The organism is Achromobacter sp. D7-1 (genome assembly GCF_059760445.1).
Window position 1 is genome coordinate 22,587 of the sequence record NZ_JCBAMT010000032.1, and the last position, 26,562, is coordinate 49,148.

The following is a 26,562-nucleotide window of genomic DNA, read 5'->3' on the forward strand; positions in this document are numbered from 1 at the left end:
CCATGCCAACCCGGTTGTTACTCGGCAGCGATGTTGATGTTTACCATTATTTGTAATTTGCATGAAAATACTGCCGGGCGCCGCTGGCCTGCGGTAGACCGGCCGCGTGCGTGCTATCATTCTATGTTATTCCGAATTTCATGATGCGACTATTGCGCTCTGAAAATTTGGCTGTTCATTTTGAATTTATTTCTTAAATATAGTTTCCCATAATTCGTCGGCATTGATACGCGCCGAAAACCTTTATTCCATGAGAATGGTGACGTTATTTGTGAGGCCCGGTTTTTGCCAGAAAGCGGGAAATCGGATGCGTGCCTATCGGTTTTTTTTCGACGCCTTGCTTGCCAGTATTCTAATAACTCTATGTCCGGTTCGGATCTGCGCATCCAAAAAAGAACGGACGTCCTAGCGGAATAGGTAGTGTGAATCCCCATCAGGCACAGCGTGTATCTTTAGCAGCGATGTTTTCGAGCATCTGGAGCAATCGCAAGCTCGCCATCCAAATGTGTAAACGTGAAGTGCTTGGCCGTTATCGTGGATCGATGCTCGGCCTGGCGTGGTCTTTCTTCACTCCTTTGCTCATGCTAACGGTCTACACATTCTTCTTCACCGTGGTATTCAAGTCCAGGTGGGGGGTCGGTCAAGATGCGAGCCACGCGAATTTTGCGGTGGTACTGTTCGTCGGCCTCATTGTGCATGGCCTGTTTTCGGAATGCCTCAGTCGCGCGCCGGGTCTGATTCATAGCAATGTGACATATGTGAAAAAGGTGGTATTTCCGCTGGAAATATTCCCCTGGGTCGCCATGGGCGCGGCCTTGTTTCACGCGGCTATCAGCGTAGTTGTCCTGCTTATAGCGCAACTGGCCCTTGGCGGATCCCTTTCCTGGACCGCCATTTTCTTCCCCATTGTGCTATTGCCCCTTTTGCTGTTGACTATGGGGCTGGCGTGGTTTCTTTCAGCTACGGGTGTATATGTGCGCGACATCGGGCAGACAATTGGCCTGTTGATGTCGGTGTTGCTTTTTATCTCCCCAGTGTTTTACCCAATTGCAAATTTGCCGCCGAAGGTCCAGATGATTGTCATGTTCAATCCTCTGACTCTGATTATTGAGGAATCGAGAAACGTGCTTCTGTACGACAAGTTGCCCAACTGGGGCGCTTTAGGTATTTATGCGATTATCAGCATGATCGTGGCATGGTTGGGGTTTTGGTGGTTCCAGAAAGCGCGCAAGGGGTTCGCTGATGTCCTCTAATGGCGATGTCATTCGCGTTGAACAGCTGAGCAAGTGTTATCACATTTATGATCGGCCCCATGACAGGCTCAAGCAATTTGTCGCTCCGCGGTTGCGCAATCTCCTGGGGCGTGCACCCGTCAATTATTTCCGCGAGTTTTGGGCGTTGCGCGACGTCTCGTTCAACGTTGGGCGCGGCGAAACAGTTGGCATCATCGGACGCAACGGCTCAGGCAAGTCCACGCTGCTGCAAATGATTTGCGGTACTTTGGCGCCTACATCGGGCACCGTCGAAACCTCTGGCCGCGTTGCCGCATTGCTTGAACTGGGGGCTGGGTTTAATCCCGAGTTCACCGGGCGCGAGAATGTATATCTCAACGCGATGGTGCTGGGCTTGAGCCAACATGAAATCGAAGAGCGCTTTGACGAAATCGCTGCCTTCGCCGATATTGGCCAGTTCATCGAACAGCCAGTCAAACTCTATTCCAGTGGCATGTACGCCCGCCTCGCTTTTGCCGTCGCAATCAATGTCGACCCGGACATCCTGGTTGTGGACGAAGCCCTGGCGGTCGGCGATGAGCCATTTCAACGGAAATGTTTTGCCCGGATTGATGCAATCAAGAATCGTGGGGCCACGATTCTATTCGTATCGCATTCGGGTGCATCCATCATCAATCTCTGTGACCGCGCGATTCTGTTGAACGCCGGTGAACGTTTGTTTACCGGGGTTCCCAAGCGCGCCGTCTATTTTGGACAGAAGCTTGGCAATACGACTGACGACAAGGCGGCGGATCTGATTGCAGAAATCCGCAGGAGCGATGCTGCCGGCGCTGGCGAAGCGGCTTCAGCTCCCGTGGCCGCGGAGTCAGCGACGGAGGTCGCTGCGCCAGTTGAAACGAAGACTGCTGCTGCGGCGTCACCCTCGGACAAGTCCTCCAGCGGCACAGGGTTGGAACCGTTTTTTGATCCCACCTTCGTGCCTGAAACGCTTTCCTATGATGTGGTGGGCGCGCGGCTGAGTCTGCCCATGCTGCAGACGCCGGAAGGCGTGCAAGTGAACCATGTCTTGCGCGGCCATCGCTATAAGCTGAAATGCACAGTCCAGTTTCACGAGGATTGCCCTTCGGTCCGATTTTATGCCTTGATCCGCACAACGTCAGGCCTGGATCTGGCTGGCTGCTCCCATCCGATTCTTGATGAGCACGGCATCGACTTCAGTGCCGGAGCCACACTGGACCTGGAATTTGAGTTCGAATGCGCACTGAATCCGGCCACCTATTTTTGTAGCTTTGCGGCACAGAGCCAAGACGGGTCTTTGCATCATCGTCTGGTTGACGCGCTCGTCTTCCGCGTCATGGCGGATGAACCTCGGCCTGCGACCGGTTTGTTTGATATCGGTTTTCAGCCTCGTATTTTGATGGATATGCCATCCAAGTGAGTGGGCTGAGCACGAGCCATTAGAGAACAGTCATGCATAATCTACCGACCGATTATAAAGAACATCAGGGTATGCTGTTTCCGGAAACGGATGGCAGTATTCCAGAATTTACCTATACCGATGGTGCGGACTTTGAGCTTGAAATAGAGCGAATCATTGCTCAAGCCAAGGATCGCTCCTTGTTTTCGCGAGAACTCGTCAGCGCGGTATGGGACTGGCGGTCGGCCTGTCATTTGTCGCCCGTGCGCGCGAATATTCTGCGTCCCCTGGAATCCCTATGCCGCAGGCGAGTCCTGGAACTGGGCTCGGGGTGCGGCATCATCACTCGCTATCTGGGCGAATTGGGTGGAGACGTCGTGGCGCTGGAGGCTTCGGCGCACCGGGCATCGATTACGCGTCAGCGCACGGTGGACCTGCCGAACGTGACTGTCGTGTGCGACCGTATTGAAGATTTCAACGCCGAGCAGAAGTTCGATGTTGTGACGATGATCGGTGTACTTCAATATGCGCGCATTTTTTCGCATTGTGGCGATCGCGCCGAATTGGCCTTGATCGAGAATGCCGCTCGCCAGTTGAAGGACGACGGGGTCCTGGTCATCGCGATCCAGAACAAGTTGGGTCTCAAGTATTTTTCCGGTTTTCCGGAGCCGAACGTCGATGTCCCGTACTACGGTGTGGAAAATCAATACGGCCCAGAAACAATCATTCGGTTTGGTCTGGAGGAACTCAAAGGCATCTTGGGTTCGGTAGGGCTGACTGCTCAGGAAGTGCTTTTTCCGCTTCCGGACTACCACATGCCGGTTTCGCTGCTGAGTTCCAAGGGCATGGATCCGCAGGGTCCGTTCGACGCTCGGGCCCTGCTGTCTGGCACCGTTGGCCGCGACCGAGCGCGGCCGGACTGGATCGTCCCGAACTTTTCGCTGGAGCAGGTCTGGGAGTCCATCCACGAAAACGGCTTGGCCGAGGACTTGGCCAACTCGTTTTTGGTCATTGCCGGCAAGACAAGCCGCTCGGTCGCGCCGCTACGCGAGTCATCGGACTTGGCGTGGCACTACAGTGTAGAGCGGCACCCGTCCTTCGCCACCGCCAAGCGCTTCTTTCTGCAGGATGGTGACGTGCATACCGCCAGGGAGCGCGTGACGCAGGAGTTGGCGCCGACGGTACCAGTTTCGCACGCCACCGATGATGGTCCATACCTCCGGGGAAAGCTCTGGTGGTTGGGGCTGGTAAAGATACTTAACACGCCGGGCTGGTCGGCGTCCGATGTTTGCGAATGGGCCAGGCCGTGGATTGATGCTCTTTGCCGCGAGGCGGAGCTGGGCGCCGCCGTGTCGCTTTCCCTGGATAAGGCCGTGCCTGGTGCGCTTTTCGACTGGACGCCGCTTAATTGCATCGAAACCGAAACGGGCCGACTGGAGTTCTTCGACAAGGAATGGACCATCGAGTCGGAGCTGACGCTGTCCTATGTGATCTTGCGTGGCCTGTTTGGTAGTCTGGCAAATGTCGCCAGCTGCGCCAAGCCGGCAGATGGTACTTCCGTGGAAATCCTGGGGTTGCTGCGCGAAGCACTACGCATGCAGAGTATCGGTATCACGGATGACCATGTTGAAAAATACATCGCGCAGGAGTCGAGTATTCAACATTGGATAAACGGTGGTGTCGAAGGTGGTATCGGCCAGCCGTGGGTCACGTATATCAAAAGCGGCAAGCTGCTCGTGCGTACCGACACTCGGAACATGCACTCGGTGTTGCAAGAGGCTGAGGCGCGCGACGCGGATCGGCAACGAGTGCTGCATGCGCAAGCCGCGGAAATTGCTGCGATGCGATTGACGCTGGATCAGTTGCAGAACAAGCTGCTTGCGGAAGAGGAACAGAACAGACTATTTGCCGAGGAGAATGAGAACAGGCTTCTCGCGGAAGAGCAGCAAAAAAAAATGCTTCAAGCTAACCAGAAAAATGTCAAGTTGAGATCCGTCCGGGCATTTATTCGCAGGATGTTGTTTGGAAAACAAAGCTAATTTTTACAAGCGATTTTAATTTTCCGGCAGCAGTGACGCACAACATTGGATGTGCTTCACGATTCGTATCGAAATCATTCAAATCCCATGTTGCACTTGAGGGGGGCGCTTGCGTGCGAAAGTGGCGTAATGCAAGCGCGAGTTCGGGTTCAGCACAAGAGGATAGGCGGTTACATCAATGAAGGTTCTACAAGTAAACGGGTATCAGTCTCCTGGGCGCCGCTTCAATGGTCTGTCTCTGAAGCCCTATCTCGAAACGCTGGGCGTGTCGTCCAAACATTTTGTATGGGAACAGGACAAGCAGGAAGAAGGTGTCGTCAGCCTGCACGGCAGTATGCTGCGCAAAATCAATCGGCTGACGCGCGGAGTGGAAAAGACCCTTTCCTTGCAGTCACAGCTCTATTCCAACGGTATGTATTTCCGCCGCATGCCGGAGTTTCTTGAGGCCGATCTGGTTCATTACCACATCATCCACTCAGGCTTCCTGAGCATGCAGTCGCTGCCCTCGCTGACAGCTCGCAAGCCTACGCTTTGGACTCTGCACGACCCATGGGCCATGACGGGCCATTGCATCCATCCATTTGCCTGCCAGCGTTGGAAGACGGGTTGCGGGCAGTGCCCAGACTTGAAGACGGATTTTGCCATTCAGCGCGATACGACGGCACTTAACTTCCGTCTGAAGCGTCTGGCTTATCGGCGCGCCAAATTCGAGATCCTGGTGGCGTCCGCGTGGATGGAGAACATGGTCCGGCAATCGCCCCTGCTCGAAGGCGTGCCGGTTCACAAAGTGCCCTTCGGCCTGGACCTGGAGTTTTTCAGGCCCCACGATCAGGCGGCTGCAAAGGCCAGATTGGGGATCGAGCCGCAGCGTCTGGTCCTGTGTTTCCGCTCCGTCATGAATGACTTCAAGGGACTGCAATACGTTGTTGAAGCTTTGGAGAGATTGCAGACCGAGGTTCCGATCTGCCTGTTGACCTTGAACGACAAAGGTCGCGTCGATCAGTTCAAGGGCCGCTTCCAGTTGGTCGAGTTGGGCTGGACCAACGAGGACTCCGTAATGCAGGACGTCTATAGCGCGACCGATCTGTTCCTGATGCCGTCACTGGCGGATTCGTTCGGCCTGATGGCCGTTGAGGCCATGGCAAGCGGTAAGCCTACGATCTGTTTCGAAGGAACGGCATTGCCCGAGGTCATCTTCACACCGGACGCAGGCTTGGCCGTTCCCAGCCGCGACTCGGCGGCGTTGTCGGCAGCCATAGAACATCTAATTCGCAATCCCCAGGAACGCCTGCGCCGTGGGGAGAGGTCGCGTCAACTGGCGGAGCAGAACTACGATATACGCTTGCAGGCCGAGCGCATGGCGGCGGTGTACGACCAGGTACTTCACAACAGGCAAAAAGTGCAATGACGGCGCAGGGTGTATCGGTGCAAGAGGTTGTGGACGCCGCCTCCGGAAGCGTGACGCGCAGGCCGCGGGCGGCATGGGCGGATCTATGCCGTGTCGTTGCCATTTATGGCGTGCTACTGATTCACTCGTGCGGGTCCTTTTTCTACGACTATGGCAAGGCGCCGCTTTCCGATTGGCTATCCGCGAATGCGTTGGATTCCATGGTACGCGTGGCGGTGCCGTTGTTTGTCATGATATCGGGCGCAATGCTGCTCAAGCCTGATGTGTCAATCTCTACGCCCAAAGATATCTTGCGCCGGACTCTGAAGGTACTGGTTCCATTGGTTTTCTGGAGCATCGCATATCTGTATAGGAACAAGGCGCTTGGGAGCAATGAGCAGAGTGTGTGGACGATCTTCTCCCAGCCCGCCATGTACCATCTGTGGTTCGTGTACATGATCATAGGGCTCTATCTGTTGCTGCCTTTCCTGCAGGCAATATGCGAAGCCTTGCGCACGAGGCCCGCGATGGCGGTGTATTTCTTTGCAGTTTGGTTTGTGATTACATCCGTGCCCAAATACTGGCCATTGCCGGTATTGCAGATCATGCAGCAGACCAGCTTCTTGGGATATGGCGGCCTGTTCATATTGGGCGGGCTCATTGCCGGCATCAGGCGTGCATCGATTCCCCGATGGTGGTGCGTGGCGATATATGCCGCATGCTCCGTCATTACTTTCTATCTGACCTGGCGCTTCAGCGTAAACGCGAATACGGCGGTCGAGCGCGCTTATGCCTATTTCACTCCGAACGTCGTCATTGCCGCCATTGCGGCTTTCCTTGCATTTTCGACCATCGAGCTTTCCGGACGTGCGGCTGCAGTATGCCAATGGCTTGGGGATCGTAGTTTTATTATTTTCTTTGTGCATGTGGCGGTATTGGAAGAGGTACGGTTCAGTGCTGCCATCCGCGCGGCGGCAGAATATCTACCTGCCTTCTTCTTAATTCTCCTGATTTCGTTGACCACTTTTTTCTTCAGCTGCCTGATTGCTGCAGCGATTCGATTGATCCCAGGGGCCAGTCGTGTCACCGGATAATATTGTGAATACCTTGAATGCTCGGACGGTTGCCTCGGCGGTGCCAAGCCAGACCAAGACTGATGTCAAGGGCAGGATTCTGCTTTTCAGCTATGCATTTCCTCCGATGCAGGTGCAGATGACCGCGGCGGTATATAAACCGATGGCAGCGATCGCGCGCTCCGGCTATGAGGTCGATGTGCTTTGCGCGGATTCGTTTTGTGCAGAGTTGCCTCTGGATCACAGCTTGGTGCCATTTGCGGAGAGGACGTTTGGCAAGATTGAGCGTCTTCGCCCAGACGCCGGCTTCGTGAACCGGTTGCGTACCACTTTGCGCATGGGCCGGGTGCCGGACTTGATGGCTGGGTTGCGGGAGTCGGCCTATCGCAAGCTCATGGACATGGATCTGAGCCAGTATGACGCAGTCATGACCTGGTCGCCTTTTCATTCGGTCAATGCTGTCATGACGCGGGTCAAGAGGGCGCGTCCCTCCGTCAAGTGGCTGGCGCAGTTCAGCGATCCTTGGGCGGGAAACCCCTTGGAGATAAGCCGGTTGACAAAGGCATGGAACGCCTGGAACGAGCCTCGGGCGGTGGCGGCCGCTGACTTCATCGTGCACAGCTCTCGCTATTCGCTGGATCTCATGATGAGCAGTCAGCCCGAGTCCGTGCGTCGTCGCACCGACGTGATCGCGCATGCGTACGACGAAACTCTGTTTCCACAGCGGCCGAAAGCGAACAACGAGCGCATTGTGTTGCGCTACGTCGGAGTGCTTTACGGGCGACGTTCGCCGGAACCCGTGTTCCAGGCGCTGGCGCGCTTGTTTGCCAGGCGCCCTGAATTGCGTGACAAGCTTTGCGTCGAATTGGTCGGCCTGGTGCCACCGGACATGCTTGCCAGCGATGCTGCCAAAAGCCTGCCTCAGGGTACAGTGCGGGCGGTGGGAAATGTTTCGTTCGTCGAGTCGCTGGAGCACATGTATGACGCGGATATCCTCCTTTTGATCGAGGCCAACATCCGGCAAAATCTTTTCCTCCCGAGCAAGCTGTCGGACTACATTGGCGCCGATACGCCGATAGTGGGGTTGACGCCGCCCGGCGGCTCCGAGGACGCGATGAAGCGGTTGGGCTGTTGGCATGCTCGCCCGTCAGACGTGGAGGGTATCGAGAAGGCGGTCGAGGGAGCCGTGGACCATGTTCGCGGTCGCAACGGATCGCCCTGGTGTGATCAAACCTACCGAGATACATTCAGCGGCGCGCAGATTGCGCGGCGTTTCGGCAATATCCTAGAACGGCTCTGATCGTTTCGCCTGCGCGCGCGACCATCATTTCCAAATGACATTCATGCATTCCAGTTTCCATTGACCATGCCCGCAGACGTTGTTCTTTATGCGCCCAATGTGCATACCGGAGGCGGGTTTGTGCTTCTGCAAGCGCTGCTCGGCGCGTGGCCCCGGCAGGCGCCGTTGCGCCTGTTCCTCGACGCGCGAGTCCAGGAACGTCTGACGCTGCCGGACGGTGCATTGGTGCACTGGGTCCAACCCAGTGCGTCGGCGCGCCTGGCCGGCGAATTTGCCGCCCGACGCACAGCTCATGAGGGCACAGTATTTTTTTGCTTCCACGGTCTGCCGCCGGTCTTGCCATCGCGTGCGAGGGTGATTGTTTTTCTCCAGAATCGGAACTACCTGAATGGAGTCGAACTTGCTCAGTTTCCGTTGAAGACGCGGCTGCGATTGATTTTCGAGCGGTCTATCGGACGTTTATTTCGCCACCGCGTGGCGGAGTACATCGTGCAGACGCCAACCATGCGGCGCGCGGTATTGGAATGGTTCGGCAGCCAGGGCAAGGCGCCGCCGGTACGCGTTGCACCCTTTGTCGAGGATATGGCGCAAGCGCATTCCGCCCCGATTGATGAGATGCCGCGCCAGTGGGATTTCGTTTATGTTGCGGATGGCGTGGCTCACAAGAACCATCGGCGTCTGGTCGAGGCTTGGCGCTTGCTGGCAGAGGAAGGCTTATACCCATCCCTCGTTCTCACGCTGGGCTCAAGGGACGCATTGCTGGCGAACGAGCTACTGGCCGTTGCGGGGCAGCACGGTTTGCGGATCGAGAACCAGGGCGAACTGACGCGCGCGGGAGTGGCCAGGCTCTATGCCCAGGCGGGCGCCTTGGTGTTTCCCTCATTCGGCGAGTCTTTCGGCTTGCCATTGGTCGAGGCGACCAAGGCGGGGTTGCCGATCGTGGCATCCGAACTGGATTACGTTCGTGATGTCTGCGCGCCGGTCCAGACGTTCGACCCGGGCTCGGCGATATCGATCGCTCGGGCCGTGCGGCGGCAATTGGCCGTCCCGGCGGCCATTCCGGCTCCGGCAAGACCAGACCAGTTCTGGGCGATGCTGCGCGGAAGCGATTCCGGAATGGGTGCCGAATGAAGATCCTGATAGTCACCCAGTACTTCTGGCCAGAACAGTTTTTCGTGAACGACTTCGTGCGCGCCTTGACCGCACAGGGGCACGCTGTGGAAGTGCTGACCGGCAAGCCCAATTATCCGGACGGCAAAGTTTTCGAGGGTTATGGCGAAAGCGGGTTCTGCCAGGAGCGCATGGCGGATGGGACGTTGGTCCACAGGGTTCCTTTGCGCTCCCGGCGCCAAGGTGGCGGCAAGAACCTTCTGCTGAACTATTTTTCATTTGTCGTGAACGGATTGCGCCATGGGCATCGGGCTCTGGGCGCCAGGGATTTTGATGTCGTCCTGGCCGTTGCTTTTTCGCCGGTCATTTCGGTGATTCCCGCGATCTATCTGAAATGGCGCCTGAAACGGCCATTGTCCATTTGGATTCAGGATCTGTGGCCGGAAAGCTTGAGTGCGACCGGCTTCGTGCGCAATCGCGCCATTCTGGCTGGAGTGGGAGCGATAGTGCGGGCAATTTATGCCTCGGCATCTCAATTGCTTGTGCAATCGGAGGCTTTTCGTGCTCCGGTCGCTCGTCTTGCTTCGGCGCGAAAGATCGTCTACTACCCGAATTCGAGCCGGGATCCGCAGGCGGAGCCGCTGGCGCCGTGCGCGGTGGAACCTGCTTTGCTGTCGACCTTGCAAGAGAATTTTTGCGTAGTTTTCGCGGGCAACCTCGGGACGGCGCAATCGTTGCACACGGTACTGGAAGCAGCGCGTCAGTTGCGCGGCCTTGCCGATTGCAAGATTGTATTGGTCGGCAGCGGCAGCATGCTGGGGCGCATCCGCGAGCAGGTGGGGCGTGAAGGACTGGACAATGTGGTGCTGGCAGGCCGTTATCCGAGCGAGCAAATGCCGCACATATATGACCGTGCGGGAGCGTTGTTGGTGACCTTGAACCGTGACCTCATTCTGACGCAGACGATTCCTAGCAAGGTGCAGGCCTACTTGGCAGCCGGGCGTCCCATCATTGGAGCGCTGGATGGCGCAGGCGCGGAGGTTCTACGCGCGTCCGGCGGGGGGCTGGTGTGCGCAGCTGAAGATGTAGACGGCTTGCGCAGTTGCATCGAGCGTATATACGCGATGAGCGCGTCGGACCGTGATGCGCTTGGCGCCGCCGGACGGCGGTTTTACCTCGAGCATTTCGAGATAAACCGGCAGGCGCGCCGATTAGTGAGTATTCTTTCCGAGAACCTGAAATTGCATCAACAAAAGGCTTAGCATGAAGATATTGATTCTGGGTGTAACAGGCATGCTTGGCAGCGCCGTTTTTGCGCGTTTCAGCGAAGATGCCCGCTTTGACACCTGGGGAACCTTGCGTGGCGCGGCGGGGCTGCGACAGTTTGGCGAGCATTCGCGCCAGAAACTTCTGACTGGCGTGGACGTGTTGGACAACGACTCCCTCGTAGCCGCGCTCGGTCGGGTAAAACCTGATGTTGTCATCAATTGCATCGGCCTTATCAAGCAGCTTGCCGACGCCAATGATCCCCTGGTCGCCCTGCCGGTCAATGCCATGTTGCCGCATCGGCTGTCCCGGCTGTGCGCGCTGGCGTCCGCGCGGCTGATCCATGTCAGCACCGATTGCGTGTTCGACGGCCGCAAGGGCATGTATCTCGAATCGGATCCTTCCGATGCGGAAGATCTGTACGGCAAGTCGAAGTACATTGGCGAGGTTGTCTCCGACACCCATGCGATTACTCTGCGTACATCGATTATCGGGCATGAACTGGGCAGCAATGTGGCGCTGATTGATTGGTTCCTGGCTCAGTCCGGCCCCGTCAAGGGTTATACGCGTGCAATTTTCTCGGGCTTGCCGACGACCGAATTGGCGCGTGTAATGAAGGACTTCGTGATTCCCGATACTTCGTTGCATGGTCTCTACCATTGTGCGGTCGAGCCCATCGATAAATATTCGCTTCTCAAGCTGGTGGCTCAAGTTTACGGTAAGGAAATCGAAATTTCTCCAGACGACCGGGTCAAGATCGACCGGTCGCTGGATGCCACGCGTTTCAAGCGGGCTACCGGTTATGTGCCCCCCGCCTGGCCGGAATTGATTCAAGAAATGCATGCGCGTCGCGCGCTTCCCTAATGGATTGAATGGTTGACCTATGTTTGACGATAAAGTTCTCATGATTACCGGAGGCACCGGTTCCTTTGGACACACGGTGCTGAAGCGTTTTCTCTCCACAAATGTGCGCGAAATACGCGTCTTCAGTCGTGACGAGAAAAAGCAGGAAGACATGCGCATTGCGCTCGCCGACGACAAGGTGAAGTTCTACATTGGCGATGTGCGCGATTACGACAGCATTTCGCAGGCGATGATAGGCGTTGACTATGTATTTCACGCCGCCGCGCTCAAACAGGTGCCCTCCTGCGAGTTTTATCCAATGGAGGCGGTCAAGACCAATGTGCTTGGCACCGAGAACGTGTTGAACGCGGCAATTGCTGCCTCGGTCAGCCGGGTGGTCGTGCTCAGCACCGACAAGGCGGTGTATCCGATCAATGCCATGGGCATTTCGAAGGCCATGGCGGAAAAGTTGGTCGTGGCGAAGTCGCGTATCGGCACAAAGACTGGTCCGGTGATCTGTGCAACTCGGTATGGCAATGTCATGGCGTCGCGCGGCTCGGTCATTCCCTTGTTTGTCGACCAGTTAAAGTCTGGCGAGCCTATGACGGTGACCGATCCTAATATGACCCGTTTCCTGATGTCGTTGGAGGATTCGGTCGACCTGGTCTTGTACGCGTTCGAACACGCCGAGCAGGGTGACATCTTCGTTCAGAAGGCGCCTGCCTCGACGGTTGCGGATCTGGCGGTTGCGCTTAAGGAATTGATCGGTGGCGATAGCCCGATAAAGATCATTGGCACGCGCCATGGCGAGAAATTGTATGAGTCGCTGATCTCGCGCGAAGAAATGGCCAAGGCGGAAGATATGGGGCGATATTTCCGCATTCCCGCGGATAACCGTGACCTGAATTACAAGAAGTATTTTGTCGATGGCGAGACGCAGATCTCCGAATTGGACGACTATACGTCCCACAACACGGAGCGATTGGACGTAGGTGCTGTCAAAGAACTGCTCTTGAAGCTGGATTACATTCGGGAGCAGATTAATGCTTAAGGTAATGACGCTAGTCGGCACGCGGCCCGAACTCATCAAGATGAGCCGGGTCATTGCCGAGCTGGATGCTCAGGTCAATCATGTATTGGTGCATTCAGGTCAGAACTACGACTACGAACTCAATCAGGTTTTCTTTGACGATCTGAATATTCGCAAGCCTGATTATTTTCTGGGCGCCGCCGGTGATACGGCAGCCAAGACTATCGGCGACGTCATCATCAAGTCCGATGAGATTTTCGACCAGGAGAAACCTGACGCGCTCCTGCTGTATGGCGATACGAATACCTGCCTGGCGGTCATAGCCGCCAAGCGGCGCAAGATTCCTGTCTTTCATATGGAGGCGGGGAATCGCTGTTTCGACCAGCGCGTGCCGGAGGAGTTGAACCGCAAGGTGCTGGACCATTTGAGCGACATCAACATGGTTCTGACGGAGCATGCGCGCCGCTATCTGATTGCCGAGGGAATTCGTCCCGAGACCATCATCAAGACGGGTTCGCACATGCAGGAAGTGCTGACCCATTACATGCCTGCGATTCAGGCCTCCGACGTCCTGTCGCGCGAAGGTCTGACCGAAGGAAAGTACTTCGTGGTCAGCGTGCACCGCGAGGAGAATGTGGACACACCGCAGAACCTTCGCGACCTGCTGGAAACGTTGCGTACCTTGGCTGATGCGCATGGCCACCCCATCATCGTGTCGACGCATCCACGTACCCGCAAGCGTCTGGAGGCGCTGGGCGATGCGCTGGACCATCCGCTGATCCGTTTCGTGAAGCCGTTCGGCTTGCTGGACTACATCAAGCTCCAGATGGGCGCTTTCTGCGTGTTGTCCGATAGCGGAACCATTACTGAAGAGGCTTCGCTATTGAATCTGCCTGCGATCACGCTGCGCAATGCGCATGAGCGTCCGGAAGGCATGGATGAAGGCACGCTCATCATGAGCGGTTTGAAGGCCAACCGCGTCGCCGAGGCTGTCCGCGTGGTCACCAGCCAGCATCGCCGTGACGAGCGGGTAATCCCGATCGTCAAGGACTACGAAGGCGGTCCCGTCTCCAAGCAGGTCGTGCGCGTTGTGCTGAGCTATACGGACTACGTGAACCGGACGGTCTGGTCGAAGCCCTGAATCATCTAGTAGCCGAATCATGTCGACCACGACTCTTTCTTGCATTCTGGTGGCAGCTCTGGGCCTGGCGTGGCTGCTTACAGGGGCGTTGCGCCGGTACGCGCTTGCCAGCCGCAGCTTGTTGGACGTCCCGAACAGCCGCAGCTCGCATGCGGTCGTCACTCCTCGGGGCGGCGGTGTAGCTTTTGTGCTGAGCTTCCTGGGGGGACTGCCCGTTTTGGTCTGGCTGGACCTGCTGCCCATGACTACCGCAATTGCGCTGGGTGGCGCGGGTGCGGCGGTCGCAATCATAGGCTTTCTGGATGACCGTGGCCACGTTGCGGTCCGGTGGCGTCTGCTGGTGCATTTCGCCAGTGCGCTGTGGTTGCTTTTCTGGTTCGGCGGCCTGCCGGCGGCGATCTTTTCCGACGATGGCTCCAGATTCTGGGCGGTAATGGCAAGCGTGCTGGGAATGTTCGCGTTGGTCTGGCTGCTCAATCTCTACAATTTCATGGATGGCATTGACGGCCTGGCTGCATCCGAAGCCATTTGCGTGGCGGGCGGTGGGGCCTTGTTGTATGTCCTGACCGGGGACGACAGCGCGGTTGCGGCGCCATTGCTGCTGGCGGTTGCCGTGACCGGGTTCCTGCTTTGGAATTTCCCGCCAGCACGGATATTCATGGGCGATGCGGGCAGTAGCTTTTTGGGGATCGTCCTGGGCGGGCTGGCATTGCAGGCAGCTTGGCAAAACGCCGCTCTGTTCTGGGCATGGATCATCCTGTTAGGCGTGTTCGTGACGGATGCCACGTGGACGCTGCTGCGGCGGCTCGCGCGCGGCGAACGCGTGTATATGGCCCATCGTATGCATGGCTATCAGCATGCGACGCGTCGGTTCGGTGCTCACAAGCCGGTCCTGCTGTCGGTCATAGCGCTGAATGTGTGCTGGCTGTTCCCATTGGCACTCTGCGTGGCGCGCGGCTGGCTTTCACCTGTTGCTGGCGTGTCTCTGGCATATGGCCCGCTGCTGCTCCTGGCGATCGGAAGCAAGGCGGGCGAGCTCGAGCGTTGAGCCCGGTGCTCGCCACCGTCGTTTGACAAGTGCATTTGCGTGATGCCATCCCCCGCGCGGATCGCGGGGGCGCATGACAATTTTGGCGTACAGATGGCGGCTCCGCGGGCTGTACGCAACGAGAACGAGATAGTGGGCAAAGGGCGGATTCACGCCGCGACTATATTGCTACACTTCCGATTTCTATGTTAGTCGCAGCGTTGACGTGATCCGGTAGCTGGCAGCACCGGTGGCCGGCGCACGGCGGATGGGTTCAGCAAAAAATAGGGACAATAAGAAACAATGACGAGATCTCTGCTGATTGTCGGTGCGGGCATGCATGGACGCGCCGTAGCTGAGGCTGCGGCGCTTGACGGTAGCTGGCAGGACATCCTATTCGCGGATGATCGTTGGCCAGAGCTGCAAGAGTCCGCCGGCCGCAAGGTCGTTTCCAATTTGGCGGCCTTGGGTGACTATGCGGCAGATGATATTCAGGCAATCGCAGCGGTTGGCAACAACGCCTTGCGCGCCAGTTGGGTCAAGGCAATTCAAGACGCCGGGTTGCCACTAGCGACCGTCATCCATCCGACCGCTTGCATCAGCCCCAGCGCGACTATTGAAGCAGGGACGGCCATTTTGGGGATGGCCATGGTCGGCGCCAGCGCTTATGTTGGGATGGCGGCCATTCTGAATGCGCACAGCACCGCGGATCATGATTGTCATCTGGAAAGTTATGCGCACCTTGGTACGGGCGTTCATCTGGCGGGCGGCGTAAAGGTCGGGGCGGGTGCCTGGCTGCAGGCTGGATGTTGCGCCGGGTATGGCGTGATCGTTCCGAATGGGCAGGTGTGTCCGCCTGGAACTGTGTTGAGCAATTGATTTACAGCCACCTTATTCTTTCGTCAAACATTTAACTGGGCGCCTGAAGGCGTAGGCCGTGTTGTTACCCATCGCATTTCGCTCACTCATGGTTTTTCTGTTCGACCTATTGGCGGCGCTCGTCGCGTGGGTCGGCGGGTTTCTCCTGCGCTTCAATTTCGAATGGCCGACGGGATATGTAAACCAAATGTTGTTCGGTCTGCCACTACTGCTCCTGGTGCATGCGATCGCCTGTCGTTGGGCCGGCTTGTACCGTGGGATGTGGGTATTTGCCAGCCTTCCCGACTTGAAGCGAGTCCTCAAGGCTGTGGCTGTTTCCGCGCTTGCGCTACTCATTGCGGCCCATTTGGTGCCGCCTAGTTTCACGGTACCCAGATCGCTGTTCTTGCTTTACCCGTTGCTGCTGCTATTGATCATGGGAGGGGGCCGGGCAGCTTGGCGGATGTGGAAGGAACATCGGCTTTATGGCGGTTTGATAGCCCAGGGAAAGCCCGTGGTCTTGGTCGGTGCCGGCAGTCGTGCAGCATCGTTGGTCCGCGAGCTTGAGCGCAGTCGAGACTGGCAAGTCGTTGCGCTGGTTGACGACGATCGCAACAAATGGGGTCTAGAGTTGGGGGGCCATCCCGTGGTGGGGCCGCTGGACAGTCTGCCAAACGTGTTGCAGGAGTTCAAGGCGCGGCACATGATTCTGGCCATGTCTAGCGCACCGGCCGAAGTAAAGCGGCGGGTGACGCAACTGGCGGTTCATTCGGGAGCGCAGGTCTTCGTACTGCCCGAGGTGGATGACCTGATGAGCGGACGCGTCGCCATCAGCCAGATGCGACCGGTAGAAATCGAGGATTTGCTGGGTAGGGAACCGGTGCACATCGACACTGCCCACGTCAGCACGATGCTGAGCGGAAGAGTTGTGCTGGTTACTGGGGCCGGCGGGTCGATCGGCAGCGAACTGTGCCATCAGCTTGTGCGTTTCGCGCCTACGCGAGTAATTCTGGTCGAGACAAGCGAATTCGCGCTGTACGTGATCGAACAATGGTTCGCGCAGCATCGGCCCGACGTGCACGTCACCGCGTTGGCGGGCGATGTGAAAGACGCCGATCGGATGGATGAGATATTCGCGCGCTACAGGCCGCAAGTAGTCTTTCACGCTGCTGCGTACAAGCACGTACCGCTGATGGAAGTCGGCAATGCCTGGCAGGCGGTGCGCAACAACGTCGGCGGTACGCTGGTGGTGGCGCGCTGCGCGCAGCGGCACGAGGCCGAGCGGTTCGTCCTGATTTCGACAGACAAAGCCGTGAACCCCACCAACGTCATGGGAGCGACCAAACGCTTGGCGGAGATGGTCTGTGAGGCCTTCCACGTCTGCAAGGGGCCGACGCGCTTCGGTATGGTCCGATTCGGCAATGTGCTGGGCAGTACGGGCAGCGTCATTCCCAAGTTTCATGAGCAGATCCAACGTGGTGGGCCGGTAACGGTGACGCACCCCGACATTACCCGCTATTTCATGTCGATTCCCGAGGCGGCGCAGCTAGTACTGCAAGCGGCGGCGATGGGGCAAGGCGGCGAGGTCTACGTATTGGATATGGGGTATCCGGTGAAGATCGTGGACCTTGCCCGCAACATGATTCGTCTCTCCGGGTACGACGAGGAGCAGATACGCATTGAGTTCACCGGCTTGCGTCCGGGCGAGAAACTGTATGAGGAGCTGCTGGCCGATTGCGAGCAGACGCAACCGACGCCCCATGCGAAGCTGCGAATCGCCCGATCACGGGAAGTGCCTCAGGATTTCCTGGACGAGTTGACCTCTTGGCTCGATGGTGAGACGGTGGTGAGTGACGAAAGCGTCCGCGCAACGCTGTTGCGATGGGTGCCCGAGTACACGCCGAAGACGCAGGATTCAGGGACGCAAGCGGCTTCCATCAATCGAATCCAGGCTACGGAGCGGCTATGACGGTTGGACAGGAGATGAATTGTATTGGCGTACTTGGGGCGACCAGCCTGGTTGGCTCCGCGCTGTTGAACGAGCTCAAGGCCCAGGCGCTGGAACCGATAGCTTTTTCCCGGCAGCAGCCCTTGCCCGAGAGCGGGGGTGTTCGGTGGTGCGCGTTGCCAGGCCCTGGGGTGGAGGCGCAATCCGTGTTCGGCGCAAGACAGATTCCTCTATGGGTGTCGTTGGCACCGATCTGGGTTTTGCCTCAGTACTTCGACGCCCTGCGTGCCAGCGGTGCGAAACGGGTGGTCGCGCTCTCTTCCACCAGTCGGTTTACCAAGACGGCTTCTTCGGTCGAATCCGAGCAGGCGCTGGCGAAGCGGCTGATCGATGCCGAGGCAGCCTTGGTCGAATGGGCTAAAGCCTTCAATATTGAATATGTCATTCTTCGGCCGACCTTGATCTACGGTGGCGAGCATGACGGCAATATTTCCGAGATCGCGCGCTTTATCCGGCGGTTTGGTGTATTTCCGGTATTCGGGGCCGCGCGGGGCCTGCGTCAGCCGGTAAAGGCATCGGATATCGCGGCGGCCAGTGTCGCTGCCGTCAGTGCTCCGGCGGCGGCCAATCAGGCCTATAACCTTTCGGGCGGCGAAACCCTGCAGTACCGGGAAATGGTCGCCCGGGTATTTGCATCCCTGGGCTTGCGGCCTAGGGTTCTGACGGTGCCGCTAGGTGTATTCCGCCTGGCTCTCGCGTTTGTGCGCAGGGTGCCGCGCTATCGGCATTGGTCCGTCGGCATGGCGGAGCGTATGAATGAGGATTTGGTGTTTCCGCATGATGATGCTCGCCGAGATCTGGGATATAAGCCATCGTCATTCGAGCCTTAGCCGCGGCCTGCCCTGTCGGTAGCTCGTGAGTTGATCGGTGGGGCTTCGCATGATCCCAATGGATTGTTGTAAATTGCCGGAATTCTTGGATTTTGTCGCCTTCCCTCCGGCCCACGCAACCATGACGGCCTCATGCGTCAGGGCTGAACATATGTTTTCTTCTTGATGCCAAATCGAATTCTCATAGTTCGCACTTCTTCGCTAGGCGATCTGGTGCACATGCTGCCCGCCATATCCGATATCGCCCGGCATGTGCCGGACGCGGAGATTGACTGGATTGCAGAAGAAGCTTTTGCGGATATCCCGGCATGGCATCCCGCAGTCAAGGAAGTCATCAAGGTGGCCCACCGGCGCTGGCGCAAGGCTTGGTGGTCGGCCCAGGTTCGAGCCGAGCGCCGCGCGTTGAAAGAACGCCTGCGGTCCAAACAGTACGACATCGTGCTCGACATGCAGGCGCTCTTGAAATCCGCCTGGCTGGTGCGCCAGACCCGTGGTGTGCGGCATGGGTTGGACTGGCGTTCGGCGCGCGAGCCGCTGGCGTCGCTGTTCTACAACGTGCGGCATCGGGTGGAGTTCTGGCAGCCGGCGGTGATCCGCCAACGCAAGCTTGCCGCCCTGACGTTCGGTTACCAGTACGCCGGCGCGCCCGATTTCGGCCTGCAGGCTTTCGCGCGCCAGGCGACACAGGCTGCGGCGGACCCCGTGCTGGAAGTCGGCAGCGAGGGCATGAACATCGGCGAACTGCCGCGTTTGCACCATCTGGATACGGACCGTGGCTACGCCGTGATCATGCCGTCGGCCAGCCGCGACGACAAGCTCTGGCCGGAAGAAGACTGGCGCGTCGTTTTCCGCCGCCTGCGCGAGGCGGGCTGCACTTTGAAATTGCTGGCGGGGAATGAGCAGGAGGCCGAGCGCGCCCGCCTGCTGATTGCCGGCATGGACGGCGCCGAGGTGATGCCGCGCATGGATCTGAGCGCGGTGGCGCGCCTGCTGGCCGGGTCCCGCATGATGGTGGGGCTGGACAGCGGCCTGACCCATCTGTCGGCCGCGCTGGGCCGTCCCACCATCGGCATTTACCGCGCCTCGACCCCGGTGCGCACGCCGCTGGTCGGCTCCAGCTACACCGCCAGCCTGGGCGACCGCGGGGCTTCGCCTTCGCGCGAGGCCGTGATGGCGGCGGTGGAGCAGGCCTTGGCCGCCCAGTGACATGAACCGCGGCGTCTACTCGCTGGCGCTCAGGGCTTTGTCACCGCTGGTCTGGCTCTGGATGGGCCACCGCGCCCGGCGCGCGGGCGGCCAATGGGAAATCTTCTCTGGCGAACGCTTCGGTCATGCCCCGGCCCCCGCTATTTCTTGTACAGCGTGGACGGCTCCCGTCTGGGTGCATGCGGTCAGCCTGGGCGAGACCCGCGCTGCGCAGCCCTTGCTGCAGGCTTTGCTCGACCGGGGGCTGCCGGTGCTGCTGACGCACATGACGGCCACCGGCCGGGCCGAGGGCGCGCGCCAGTACGCCTACGCGATCGCCCGCGGGCAGTTGCGCCAGGCATGGCTGCCCTACGATTTTCCCGGCGCGACCCGCCGTTTCATGGCGGCCTGGCGGCCGCGTTGCGGCCTGCTTATCGAACGCGAGATCTGGCCCAACCTGCTGGCCGCCGCTCGCGGCGCCGGCGTGCCGATGGCGCTGGTCAGCGCGCGGTTCTCGGCGTCGTCGCTGCGGCAGGCGGGCAGGATGGGCGGCGTGATGCGCGAAGCGCTGGGCGGACTGGACTCGGTGCTGGCGCAGACCGCCGAGGATGCGGACCGGCTGGTGCAGGCCGGGGCGCCGCAGCCGGTCGTGACGGGCAATCTGAAATTCGATCTGGTCCTGCCGGCGGCGCGAGTTGCCGCGGGACAGGCTTGGCGCGAACGGCTGGGCCGGCGGGTGGTGGCGGTGGCCAGCACGCGTGAGGGCGAGGACAGCGGTTTCATCGAGGCCATCAAGCGCCATGCCGCCCGGCCCGGCGCGCCCTTGTTCGTGTTGATTCCGCGCCATCCACAGCGTTTTGACGAGGCCGCGCGTCTGCTGTCAGCGGCCGGGCTGCCGTACGTCCGGCGGTCCGTGGGCGAGGCGCCGGGCCCGGACACGGCGGTGCTGCTGGGCGACACGCTGGGCGAGATGGCGTTCTACTACGCCGCTTCGGACGCTGCGATCGTGGCGGGCAGCTTCGCGCCGTTGGGCGGGCAGAACCTGATCGAGGCCTGCGCAGCGGGCGTGCCGGTCATCGTCGGCCCGCATACCTTCAATTTCAAGCAGGCGGCGGAAGACGCCATCGCGGCGGGCGCTGCGTTGCGCGCGGCCGATGCCGCCGAGGCGGTGGATGCGGCGATGGCCTTGCTGGCGGACGAGCCGCGCCGTCAGCGTGCGGCAGAGGCGGCACTGGCATGGTTCCGCATGCATTCGGGGGCCACGGAGCGTACGTTGGACGCGCTGGCGCCGTGGCTGGAGGCGGGAAGGGCGGGCTAGCGCCCATCTCGGCCGGCGCGTGCGCCGGCTGGGGCTTCAGGGGGCGCGGGGCGGCGCCGTCTTGGGGACCAGGGTCACGGCGTCCGGATTCAGTTGCTGGTTGAAGCGGCGCGGGTCGCGGCCTTCGTCCTCGGGGCGCACGCCCAGCCAGCCCTGGCCCAGCGCATAGACCCCCAGATTTGCAAGCAGGATGAGGATGAAGAGCACGCGCATGGCCGGGGGCTCCGTTCAGGCGTCGACGTCCAGGGTGGCGCGGGCAACCGCCGCCAGGCCGTCCAGGACGGGGTGATCCAGATAAATCGGCACCGGAGCGGCGCCGAAGGCGCCGCCGGCGTCCGCCAGCAAACGTTCGATTTCCTGGTGCACTTCGGGCCAACCGCCGCCCGCCGCGTAGATTTGCGGCGTCTGGCCGTAGCGCTGGCGTCCGGCCAGCCATTGGCGCACCACGGCGCCGGCCTGCGCGGCGGCGATGCCGGAGGCGATGGCCTCGTGCGTGTCCGTGGGATAGGCCACGACCTGGCCGTTGGCGATGGGGAGATTGGCGGTGCCATGGGCCAGGGCGCTGCGCATCATGGCCGGGCCGGGCAGGATCAGGCCGCCGGCGAAGACGTTGTCGGGGCCGACGGTGTCAATGGTGGTGGCGGTGCCAAAGCTGGCCAGCACGAAGGGCGGGTGCGTGCCAGGCAGGCGCGACAGCACACCCAGCAGCGAGGCCCAGCGGTCGGCGCCCAGTTGCGTGGGCGTCTTGTAGCTGTTGACCAGCCCCAGCGTGGTCGCCTGCGATGGCGACCAGGTCACCGCGCAGCCGTGTTTTTGCAGGATGGCGGCGATGGCTGCGCCGCGGGCCTCGCCGGCCACATTGACGCCAAGCGCGCGCAAGGGGCGGCGCGGCAAGGTGGACAGCCAGCGGTCCAGGGCGTCCAGGTCCAGACCGTCGAAGGCCACCGCCGCCGGCTCGCGCGGCGTGTCGGGGTTGCCGGCGTCCAGCCAACCCACCTTGAGACGGCTGTTGCCGGAGTCGATGAGAATAATCATGCTTGGCGTCGAATCGAGATTTCACCGACCAGGATCGGCTGGGTGCCGTCCGGCGTTTGCACCAGCAGGCGGCCTTGCTCGTCCACGCCGCTGGCGGTGCCGCTTAGAAGAATAGCGCCCTTGTCCAGCACGTTGACCTTGCGGCCGGCCAAAGCGTCCACCTGGTCGAAACGCTGCCTGAAGGCGCCAAAGCCCTCGCGCTCCAAGGTCTGGACCGTTTCGAGCCAGGCCATGGCGCTGGCGCAGACCAGGTCGGCGGCGCTTGCCTGGCGGGCCGCGCCCGCCTGTACCTGGCACCAGTCGGCGACTTCGCGCTCCAGCGCGAGCGACAGCCGGGCGGCGTCGACCAGGTTCACACCCATGCCGATGACGACCGTATGGCCGGCCTCGCTGCCGCCAGGATTGCGGGTGGTTTCCACCAACACGCCCGCCAGCTTGGCGTCGTGCCATTGCACGTCGTTGGGCCACTTCATGCACAGCCCTGTGGCGTGCGGGCCGGCGACGGCGCGCAGGGCCTCGCAGGCGGCGATGCCGGCCAGCGGCGACAACGCGGGCAGTTGCGCGGGCGGCAGATGCACGTCGAAGGCACAGGAGAACATCAAGGTGGAGCCCGTGCGGTTCTGCCACGGGCGGCCGGCGCGGCCGCGCCCGGTTTCCTGCAGGTGAGTGCCGAGCAGCCAGGGCTTGCCGCCAGCGCCCGCGCGTGCGCGTGCCAGAAGGTCGGCGTTGGTTGATCCGGTGCTGCCGGTCCAGGCGATGTCCTGGAAGGCGGGCAGGCGCGTGCTGAGCGTGCGGGCCAGGGTTTCCGGCGCGGGCAGGTCGATGGGGCTGGCTTGAGCGGGCATATGGCGGCGATTGTAGGGCACGCGGCCCGCGCTCGCGGTCTGCCTGCGCCAGCGTTTATGATTGGCGATACATTTTTGCACCGGTATTCTGTCTTCATGCCGCATTCCGCTACGTCCGCACCTGCCGCCGCGCCTTTCCGCTTTGAAGGAGGCGTGTGCCATGTGGCCGGCGACTGGAGCGTGCTGGCGCTGGCCGAACCCGGCGAAGTGCAGCGCCGCCGCGAGGCGCTGGCCTGCGCCACCGATGGCGGCGCGCGCTGGGACCTGCACGGCATCGGCCGGCTCGACACCATCGGCGCGCTGCTGATCTGGGAAGCCTGGGGCCACAAGCTGCCCGAGCGCGTGCGCTGGTCGGCGGGCCAGCAGGATGTTTTCAACGCCCTGGCCATGAACAAGGGCGAGACGCCGGCCGCAGCGTCCAAGCGGGATCCGTGGAGCTGGCTGCGCGCCGTGGGCGAGGCGATCTTCCAGGCCATCGACAATGGCCGCGCCTTGCTCGTCATGCTGGGTCAATTGGTGCTGGACTTCGGCGGCATGCTGCGGCGCCCGCGGCTGGGGCCCTGGCGCGAGATTTCGGCGCAGGTGTACCGCACTGGCGCGCAGGCGCTGGGCATTACGGCGCTGGTCGGTTTCCTGATCGGGGTGGTGCTGTCCTACCTGTCGGCGCAGCAGCTGCAGATGATAGGCGCGGACCGCTTCATCGTGCGTCTGCTGGGCGTGTCCATCGTGCGCGAACTGGGCCCGGTGCTGGCCGCCATCCTGGTCGCCGGTCGTTCGGGTTCCGCGATCACCGCGCAGATCGGCGTGATGCGGGTGACGCAGGAATTGGATGCGATGCTGGTCATGGGCATTTCGCACGGGCAGCGCCTGATCCTGCCGCGGGTGGTGGCGCTGGCCGTGACCATGCCGCTGCTGGTGCTGTGGACGGACGCCATGGCGATCCTGGGCGGCATGCTGGCCGCGCAGATGCAGTTGGGGGTGTCGGCGCAATGGTTCCTGCAGTCGCTGCCGGATGCGATTTCACTGACTAACTACTGGATCGGCATTCTGAAGGGTGTGACCTTTGGCATGTTGATCGCGCTGATCGCCTGCCATTTCGGTCTGCGCATCCAGCCCAACACGGAAAGCCTGGGACGCGGCACCACTACCTCGGTGGTGACCTCCATTACCGGCGTGATCCTGCTGGACGCGTTTTACGCCGTCATCTTCAGTTCGGTGGGCATTTGATGAACAGCGCCGCTCAGCACAAGCTGTTCGCCGAGGACGGGGTCACGGTAGAACCCGTCATCACGGTGCGCGGGCTACGCACGGCGTTCGGCGACCATGTGGTGCACGACAATCTGGACCTGACGGTCTTCCCTGGCGAGATCCTGGTGCTGGTGGGCGGCTCGGGTACCGGCAAGACGGTGCTGCTGCGGCAGATCATCGGGCTGGACCGGCCGGCCGCGGGCACGGTGCGGGTGCTGGGACATGCGCTGTTCGAGCTGACGGCGGGCGAACGCCGGCGGCTGTCCTACCGCTGGGGCATGCTGTTCCAGGCGGGGGCGTTGTTTTCCGCGCTGTCGGTGTTCGACAATGTGGCCTTGCCGCTGCGCGAGCTGCGCACGGTGCCGGAAGACCTGGTGCGCGACGTCGTCATGTGCCGGCTGGCGATGGTGGGCCTGTCGGCGCGCGACGCCGACAAGCGGCCTTCGGACCTGTCCGGCGGCATGGTGAAGCGCGTGGCGCTGGCGCGCGCGCTGTCGCTGGATCCGGAACTGCTGTTCCTGGACGAGCCCACCGCCGGCCTGGACCCGCTGCGTTCGGACGAATTCGTGGACCTGGTGCGCAGCCTGCACCGACAATTGGGATTTACCGTCGTCATGGTGACGCACGACTTGGACACGCTGCTGGCGTTGGCCACGCGCGTCGCTGTGCTGGCGGACAAACGGGTGATCGTGTGCGACACGGTGCCGGAAGTATTGAAGGTCGATCACCCGTTCATTCACACGTTCTTCCTGGGCGAGCGCGGTTTGCGTGCGCTGGGGGATCTGGCGCCGAAGGGATTGCATCATGGAAAACCGTAGTCATGCGCTCATGGCCGGCATCTTCACGCTGGTCCTGCTGGCCGCAGCCGCCCTGGTGGCCATCTGGATCGGCCGAGACCGGACGCAGCTGCAGCCATACGAAATCATCTCCGCCACCGCCGTCAGCGGCCTGAACCCGCAGTCCACGGTGCGCTACCAGGGCGTGCCGGTGGGCAAGGTGCAGTCGCTGGCCCTGAACCCGGACAAGCCCGGGCAGGTGCGCATCCGCATCGGGGTGGCGCCGAACACGCCGATCACCGAATCCACCTGGGCCGAGCTGGGCGTGCAGGGCGTGACCGGCATGTCCAACGTGGAACTGCGCGACGACGGCACGTCGATGAAGCGGCTGGCGTCGTCGGCCGCGCATCCGGCCGCCATTCCGCTGCGCCCCGGTTTTCTCGATCGCATCGAGCAGCGCGGCGGCAAGCTGATCTCGAACGTGGAAGAGGTCACCGAACAACTGCGGCGCGTGCTGAGCGAGCAGAATGTGCAGGCGCTCACTGCCAGCCTGCAGAACGCTACCGATATCACCCAATCGCTCAGGGCTGCCAGCCAGGATCTGGGGCCCACGATGGCCAAGCTCGGTCCCCTGATGGATTCCTTGGACAAGACCTCGCGCCAGGCCGACCGCGCCGCGCGCGAAGTTGGCGACTTGGCCGCGCAGGCCCGCCAGTCGCTGGCGCGCCTGAATGCGCCTGGCGGACCCCTGTCCGCCGCCACCAGCAGCCTCAACGACATCGCCCTGGCCGCCGCGCGGCTGGATGGCGAGACCCTGCCGGCGATCACCGGCATGGCCGCCAATGTCAGCGCGGCCGCGCGCGGCGCCACCGTTACCCTGCGCCGTGTGGACAACACGCCGCAATCGTTCCTGTTCGGCCCGGCGCCCCGCGAGCCCGGGCCCGGCGAGGCCGGCTTTGCAGGCTTCGGGAGATCGTCCAAATGATGAAGATGCGTAGCGCCGTTCTTATCCTGACGTTGGCCCTGGCCGGTTGCGGCATCGGCCGGGTGGCCGCACCGCCCTCGGTGTTCGACCTGGGCCTGGATTCCCGCCCGGCGCCGGCCTTGCCCGCGCGCGAGACGATTGCGCTGGTCTTCCAGGCCGTGCCCAGCCTGTCCGATACCGGCGTGATCTGGCGCGTGGGCGACAGCGCCGCGCCCAAGGCCTATGCCAGCTATCGCTGGGCCTCGCCGCCGGCGGATCTGGTGCGGCAGCGCCTTACCGAGCGCCTGTCGCGCCAGGGGCCGGTGCTGGATGAGCGTGTCACCCTGCAGACGCCGCAGCTGCAGGTGTCGTTGTCCCAGTTCGAACAGGTATTCGCGGCCGACGGCCAGTCCAGCGAGGGCCGCGTGCTGCTGCAGGCGGTGTTGCTCAGCGGCCGCAGCGTGCTGGGCCAGACGCGCATCGAGGCACGCGCGCCGGCGCCCACGCAGGACGCGCAAGGCGGGGTCACGGCGTTGCGCCAGGCGACGGACGACGCCGCCGACCAATTGGCACAGTGGCTGGCCACGACGCTGAAGCCCGCGCCCAGGGCGGGCGGTTAACATCGCTTTT

At 61.0% G+C, this 26,562-nt stretch carries 24 protein-coding genes; 21 read left to right on the forward strand and 3 right to left on the reverse strand.

Features of this window, described 5'->3' with window-relative positions:
- The first annotated feature begins 461 nt into the window (after window positions 1-461).
- From AC6LKD_RS15620 to AC6LKD_RS15700, 17 genes are all read left to right on the forward strand, one after another.
- Window positions 462-1,253, forward strand: a complete 792-nt coding sequence (locus tag AC6LKD_RS15620; RefSeq protein WP_498116750.1) for an ABC transporter permease — start codon at window positions 462-464, stop codon at window positions 1,251-1,253.
- Entirely contained in the window at window positions 1,243-2,670 is a 1,428-nt protein-coding gene (locus tag AC6LKD_RS15625; RefSeq protein ID WP_498116720.1) for an ABC transporter ATP-binding protein, read from the forward strand. Before AC6LKD_RS15620 ends, AC6LKD_RS15625 begins: the two co-directional genes overlap by 11 nt.
- Window positions 2,671-2,702: 32 nt before the next feature.
- Window positions 2,703-4,688 carry a class I SAM-dependent methyltransferase gene (locus AC6LKD_RS15630; protein WP_498116721.1) on the forward strand — a complete coding sequence of 662 codons (1,986 nt, stop codon included), beginning with the start codon at window positions 2,703-2,705 and terminating at the stop codon, window positions 4,686-4,688.
- A 178-nt stretch (window positions 4,689-4,866) separates the two neighbouring features.
- The gene (locus AC6LKD_RS15635) at window positions 4,867-6,096 is read left to right on the forward strand and encodes a glycosyltransferase family 4 protein (protein WP_498116722.1); all 1,230 of its coding nucleotides are present in this window, start codon (window positions 4,867-4,869) and stop codon (window positions 6,094-6,096) included.
- Window positions 6,093-7,169, forward strand: coding sequence for an acyltransferase (locus AC6LKD_RS15640; RefSeq protein ID WP_498116723.1), 1,077 nt, complete (start codon window positions 6,093-6,095; stop codon window positions 7,167-7,169). The genes AC6LKD_RS15635 and AC6LKD_RS15640 overlap by 4 nt, the downstream gene beginning before the upstream one ends.
- Window positions 7,170-7,173: 4 nt before the next feature.
- Window positions 7,174-8,448 carry a glycosyltransferase family protein gene (locus AC6LKD_RS15645; protein ID WP_498116724.1) on the forward strand — a complete coding sequence of 425 codons (1,275 nt, stop codon included), beginning with the start codon at window positions 7,174-7,176 and terminating at the stop codon, window positions 8,446-8,448.
- 66 nt (window positions 8,449-8,514) lie between these two features.
- The gene (locus AC6LKD_RS15650; RefSeq protein ID WP_498116725.1) at window positions 8,515-9,579 is read left to right on the forward strand and encodes a glycosyltransferase; all 1,065 of its coding nucleotides are present in this window, start codon (window positions 8,515-8,517) and stop codon (window positions 9,577-9,579) included.
- Window positions 9,576-10,820 (forward strand): glycosyltransferase family 4 protein, encoded by a 1,245-nt coding sequence (locus tag AC6LKD_RS15655; protein ID WP_498116727.1) that lies wholly within the window; start codon window positions 9,576-9,578, stop codon window positions 10,818-10,820. Before AC6LKD_RS15650 ends, AC6LKD_RS15655 begins: the two co-directional genes overlap by 4 nt.
- Window position 10,821: 1 nt before the next feature.
- A complete protein-coding gene (locus tag AC6LKD_RS15660; protein ID WP_498116728.1) occupies window positions 10,822-11,688 on the forward strand; it encodes a dTDP-4-dehydrorhamnose reductase family protein in 867 nt (288 codons plus the stop codon).
- 19 nt (window positions 11,689-11,707) lie between these two features.
- A complete protein-coding gene (locus AC6LKD_RS15665; RefSeq protein WP_498116729.1) occupies window positions 11,708-12,718 on the forward strand; it encodes a polysaccharide biosynthesis protein in 1,011 nt (336 codons plus the stop codon).
- Entirely contained in the window at window positions 12,711-13,838 is a 1,128-nt protein-coding gene (gene wecB / locus AC6LKD_RS15670) for a non-hydrolyzing UDP-N-acetylglucosamine 2-epimerase (protein ID WP_498116730.1), read from the forward strand. The genes AC6LKD_RS15665 and wecB overlap by 8 nt, the downstream gene beginning before the upstream one ends.
- 19 nt (window positions 13,839-13,857) lie before the next feature.
- Window positions 13,858-14,886: an MraY family glycosyltransferase gene (locus tag AC6LKD_RS15675; RefSeq protein ID WP_498116731.1), complete on the forward strand. Its 1,029-nt coding sequence runs from the start codon at window positions 13,858-13,860 to the stop codon at window positions 14,884-14,886.
- A gap of 282 nt (window positions 14,887-15,168) precedes the next feature.
- Window positions 15,169-15,744, forward strand: coding sequence for a PglD-related sugar-binding protein (locus tag AC6LKD_RS15680; RefSeq protein ID WP_498116732.1), 576 nt, complete (start codon window positions 15,169-15,171; stop codon window positions 15,742-15,744).
- Window positions 15,745-15,802: 58 nt separating this feature from the next.
- Complete coding sequence (locus tag AC6LKD_RS15685) at window positions 15,803-17,692, forward strand: polysaccharide biosynthesis protein (protein ID WP_498116733.1); 1,890 nt, start codon at window positions 15,803-15,805, stop codon at window positions 17,690-17,692.
- Window positions 17,689-18,561, forward strand: coding sequence for an NAD-dependent epimerase/dehydratase family protein (locus AC6LKD_RS15690; RefSeq protein ID WP_498116734.1), 873 nt, complete (start codon window positions 17,689-17,691; stop codon window positions 18,559-18,561). Before AC6LKD_RS15685 ends, AC6LKD_RS15690 begins: the two co-directional genes overlap by 4 nt.
- A 165-nt stretch (window positions 18,562-18,726) precedes the next feature.
- Entirely contained in the window at window positions 18,727-19,767 is a 1,041-nt protein-coding gene (waaC, locus tag AC6LKD_RS15695) for a lipopolysaccharide heptosyltransferase I (RefSeq protein ID WP_498116735.1), read from the forward strand.
- 1 nt (window position 19,768) lies between these two features.
- Window positions 19,769-21,064, forward strand: a complete 1,296-nt coding sequence (locus AC6LKD_RS15700; RefSeq protein ID WP_498116736.1) for a 3-deoxy-D-manno-octulosonic acid transferase — start codon at window positions 19,769-19,771, stop codon at window positions 21,062-21,064.
- A gap of 36 nt (window positions 21,065-21,100) precedes the next feature.
- On the opposite strand, the gene AC6LKD_RS15705 is transcribed toward AC6LKD_RS15700, so the two are convergent.
- From AC6LKD_RS15705 to AC6LKD_RS15715, 3 genes are read right to left on the reverse strand one after another with little or no spacing between them, the layout of a single operon-like run.
- Entirely contained in the window at window positions 21,101-21,277 is a 177-nt protein-coding gene (locus tag AC6LKD_RS15705; protein WP_013396859.1) for a hypothetical protein, read from the reverse strand.
- A gap of 15 nt (window positions 21,278-21,292) precedes the next feature.
- On the reverse strand, window positions 21,293-22,099 hold the full coding sequence (locus tag AC6LKD_RS15710) for a type III pantothenate kinase (protein WP_498116737.1): 807 nt from the start codon (window positions 22,097-22,099) through the stop codon (window positions 21,293-21,295).
- Window positions 22,096-22,944, reverse strand: coding sequence for a biotin--[acetyl-CoA-carboxylase] ligase (locus AC6LKD_RS15715; RefSeq protein ID WP_492273905.1), 849 nt, complete (start codon window positions 22,942-22,944; stop codon window positions 22,096-22,098). The genes AC6LKD_RS15710 and AC6LKD_RS15715 overlap by 4 nt, the downstream gene beginning before the upstream one ends.
- Window positions 22,945-23,040: 96 nt before the next feature.
- On the opposite strand from AC6LKD_RS15715, the gene AC6LKD_RS15720 reads away from it, so the two are divergent.
- From AC6LKD_RS15720 to AC6LKD_RS15735, 4 genes are read left to right on the forward strand one after another with little or no spacing between them, the layout of a single operon-like run.
- Window positions 23,041-24,171 (forward strand): MlaE family ABC transporter permease, encoded by a 1,131-nt coding sequence (locus AC6LKD_RS15720; protein ID WP_492273906.1) that lies wholly within the window; start codon window positions 23,041-23,043, stop codon window positions 24,169-24,171.
- Window positions 24,171-25,010 (forward strand): ABC transporter ATP-binding protein, encoded by an 840-nt coding sequence (locus AC6LKD_RS15725; protein WP_424238224.1) that lies wholly within the window; start codon window positions 24,171-24,173, stop codon window positions 25,008-25,010. The genes AC6LKD_RS15720 and AC6LKD_RS15725 overlap by 1 nt, the downstream gene beginning before the upstream one ends.
- Window positions 24,997-25,953, forward strand: a complete 957-nt coding sequence (locus AC6LKD_RS15730) for an MlaD family protein (protein WP_013396854.1) — start codon at window positions 24,997-24,999, stop codon at window positions 25,951-25,953. Before AC6LKD_RS15725 ends, AC6LKD_RS15730 begins: the two co-directional genes overlap by 14 nt.
- Window positions 25,953-26,552 (forward strand): ABC-type transport auxiliary lipoprotein family protein, encoded by a 600-nt coding sequence (locus AC6LKD_RS15735; RefSeq protein ID WP_498116751.1) that lies wholly within the window; start codon window positions 25,953-25,955, stop codon window positions 26,550-26,552. The genes AC6LKD_RS15730 and AC6LKD_RS15735 overlap by 1 nt, the downstream gene beginning before the upstream one ends.
- Window positions 26,553-26,562: the final 10 nt, after the last annotated feature.

Excerpts from the sequence above, each read along its gene's own strand:
- AC6LKD_RS15655 (WP_498116727.1), top strand. The coding sequence starts at position 9,576 with ATGAAGATCCTGATAGTCACCCAGTACTTCTGGCCAGAACAGTTTTTC.
- AC6LKD_RS15705 (WP_013396859.1), bottom strand. The coding sequence starts at position 21,277 with ATGCGCGTGCTCTTCATCCTCATCCTGCTTGCAAATCTGGGGGTCTAT.
- AC6LKD_RS15715 (WP_492273905.1), bottom strand. The coding sequence starts at position 22,944 with ATGCCCGCTCAAGCCAGCCCCATCGACCTGCCCGCGCCGGAAACCCTG.
- AC6LKD_RS15630 (WP_498116721.1), top strand. The coding sequence starts at position 2,703 with ATGCATAATCTACCGACCGATTATAAAGAACATCAGGGTATGCTGTTT.
- AC6LKD_RS15665 (WP_498116729.1), top strand. The coding sequence starts at position 11,708 with ATGTTTGACGATAAAGTTCTCATGATTACCGGAGGCACCGGTTCCTTT.
- AC6LKD_RS15680 (WP_498116732.1), top strand. The coding sequence starts at position 15,169 with ATGACGAGATCTCTGCTGATTGTCGGTGCGGGCATGCATGGACGCGCC.
- AC6LKD_RS15700 (WP_498116736.1), top strand. The coding sequence starts at position 19,769 with ATGAACCGCGGCGTCTACTCGCTGGCGCTCAGGGCTTTGTCACCGCTG.
- AC6LKD_RS15725 (WP_424238224.1), top strand. The coding sequence starts at position 24,171 with ATGAACAGCGCCGCTCAGCACAAGCTGTTCGCCGAGGACGGGGTCACG.
- waaC (WP_498116735.1), top strand. The coding sequence starts at position 18,727 with ATGCCAAATCGAATTCTCATAGTTCGCACTTCTTCGCTAGGCGATCTG.
- AC6LKD_RS15710 (WP_498116737.1), bottom strand. The coding sequence starts at position 22,099 with ATGATTATTCTCATCGACTCCGGCAACAGCCGTCTCAAGGTGGGTTGG.
- AC6LKD_RS15620 (WP_498116750.1), top strand. The coding sequence starts at position 462 with ATGTTTTCGAGCATCTGGAGCAATCGCAAGCTCGCCATCCAAATGTGT.
- AC6LKD_RS15720 (WP_492273906.1), top strand. The coding sequence starts at position 23,041 with ATGCCGCATTCCGCTACGTCCGCACCTGCCGCCGCGCCTTTCCGCTTT.
- AC6LKD_RS15690 (WP_498116734.1), top strand. The coding sequence starts at position 17,689 with ATGACGGTTGGACAGGAGATGAATTGTATTGGCGTACTTGGGGCGACC.
- AC6LKD_RS15735 (WP_498116751.1), top strand. The coding sequence starts at position 25,953 with ATGAAGATGCGTAGCGCCGTTCTTATCCTGACGTTGGCCCTGGCCGGT.
- AC6LKD_RS15640 (WP_498116723.1), top strand. The coding sequence starts at position 6,093 with ATGACGGCGCAGGGTGTATCGGTGCAAGAGGTTGTGGACGCCGCCTCC.
- AC6LKD_RS15625 (WP_498116720.1), top strand. The coding sequence starts at position 1,243 with ATGTCCTCTAATGGCGATGTCATTCGCGTTGAACAGCTGAGCAAGTGT.
- AC6LKD_RS15650 (WP_498116725.1), top strand. The coding sequence starts at position 8,515 with ATGCCCGCAGACGTTGTTCTTTATGCGCCCAATGTGCATACCGGAGGC.
- AC6LKD_RS15660 (WP_498116728.1), top strand. The coding sequence starts at position 10,822 with ATGAAGATATTGATTCTGGGTGTAACAGGCATGCTTGGCAGCGCCGTT.
- AC6LKD_RS15635 (WP_498116722.1), top strand. The coding sequence starts at position 4,867 with ATGAAGGTTCTACAAGTAAACGGGTATCAGTCTCCTGGGCGCCGCTTC.
- AC6LKD_RS15675 (WP_498116731.1), top strand. The coding sequence starts at position 13,858 with ATGTCGACCACGACTCTTTCTTGCATTCTGGTGGCAGCTCTGGGCCTG.
- wecB (WP_498116730.1), top strand. The coding sequence starts at position 12,711 with ATGCTTAAGGTAATGACGCTAGTCGGCACGCGGCCCGAACTCATCAAG.
- AC6LKD_RS15730 (WP_013396854.1), top strand. The coding sequence starts at position 24,997 with ATGGAAAACCGTAGTCATGCGCTCATGGCCGGCATCTTCACGCTGGTC.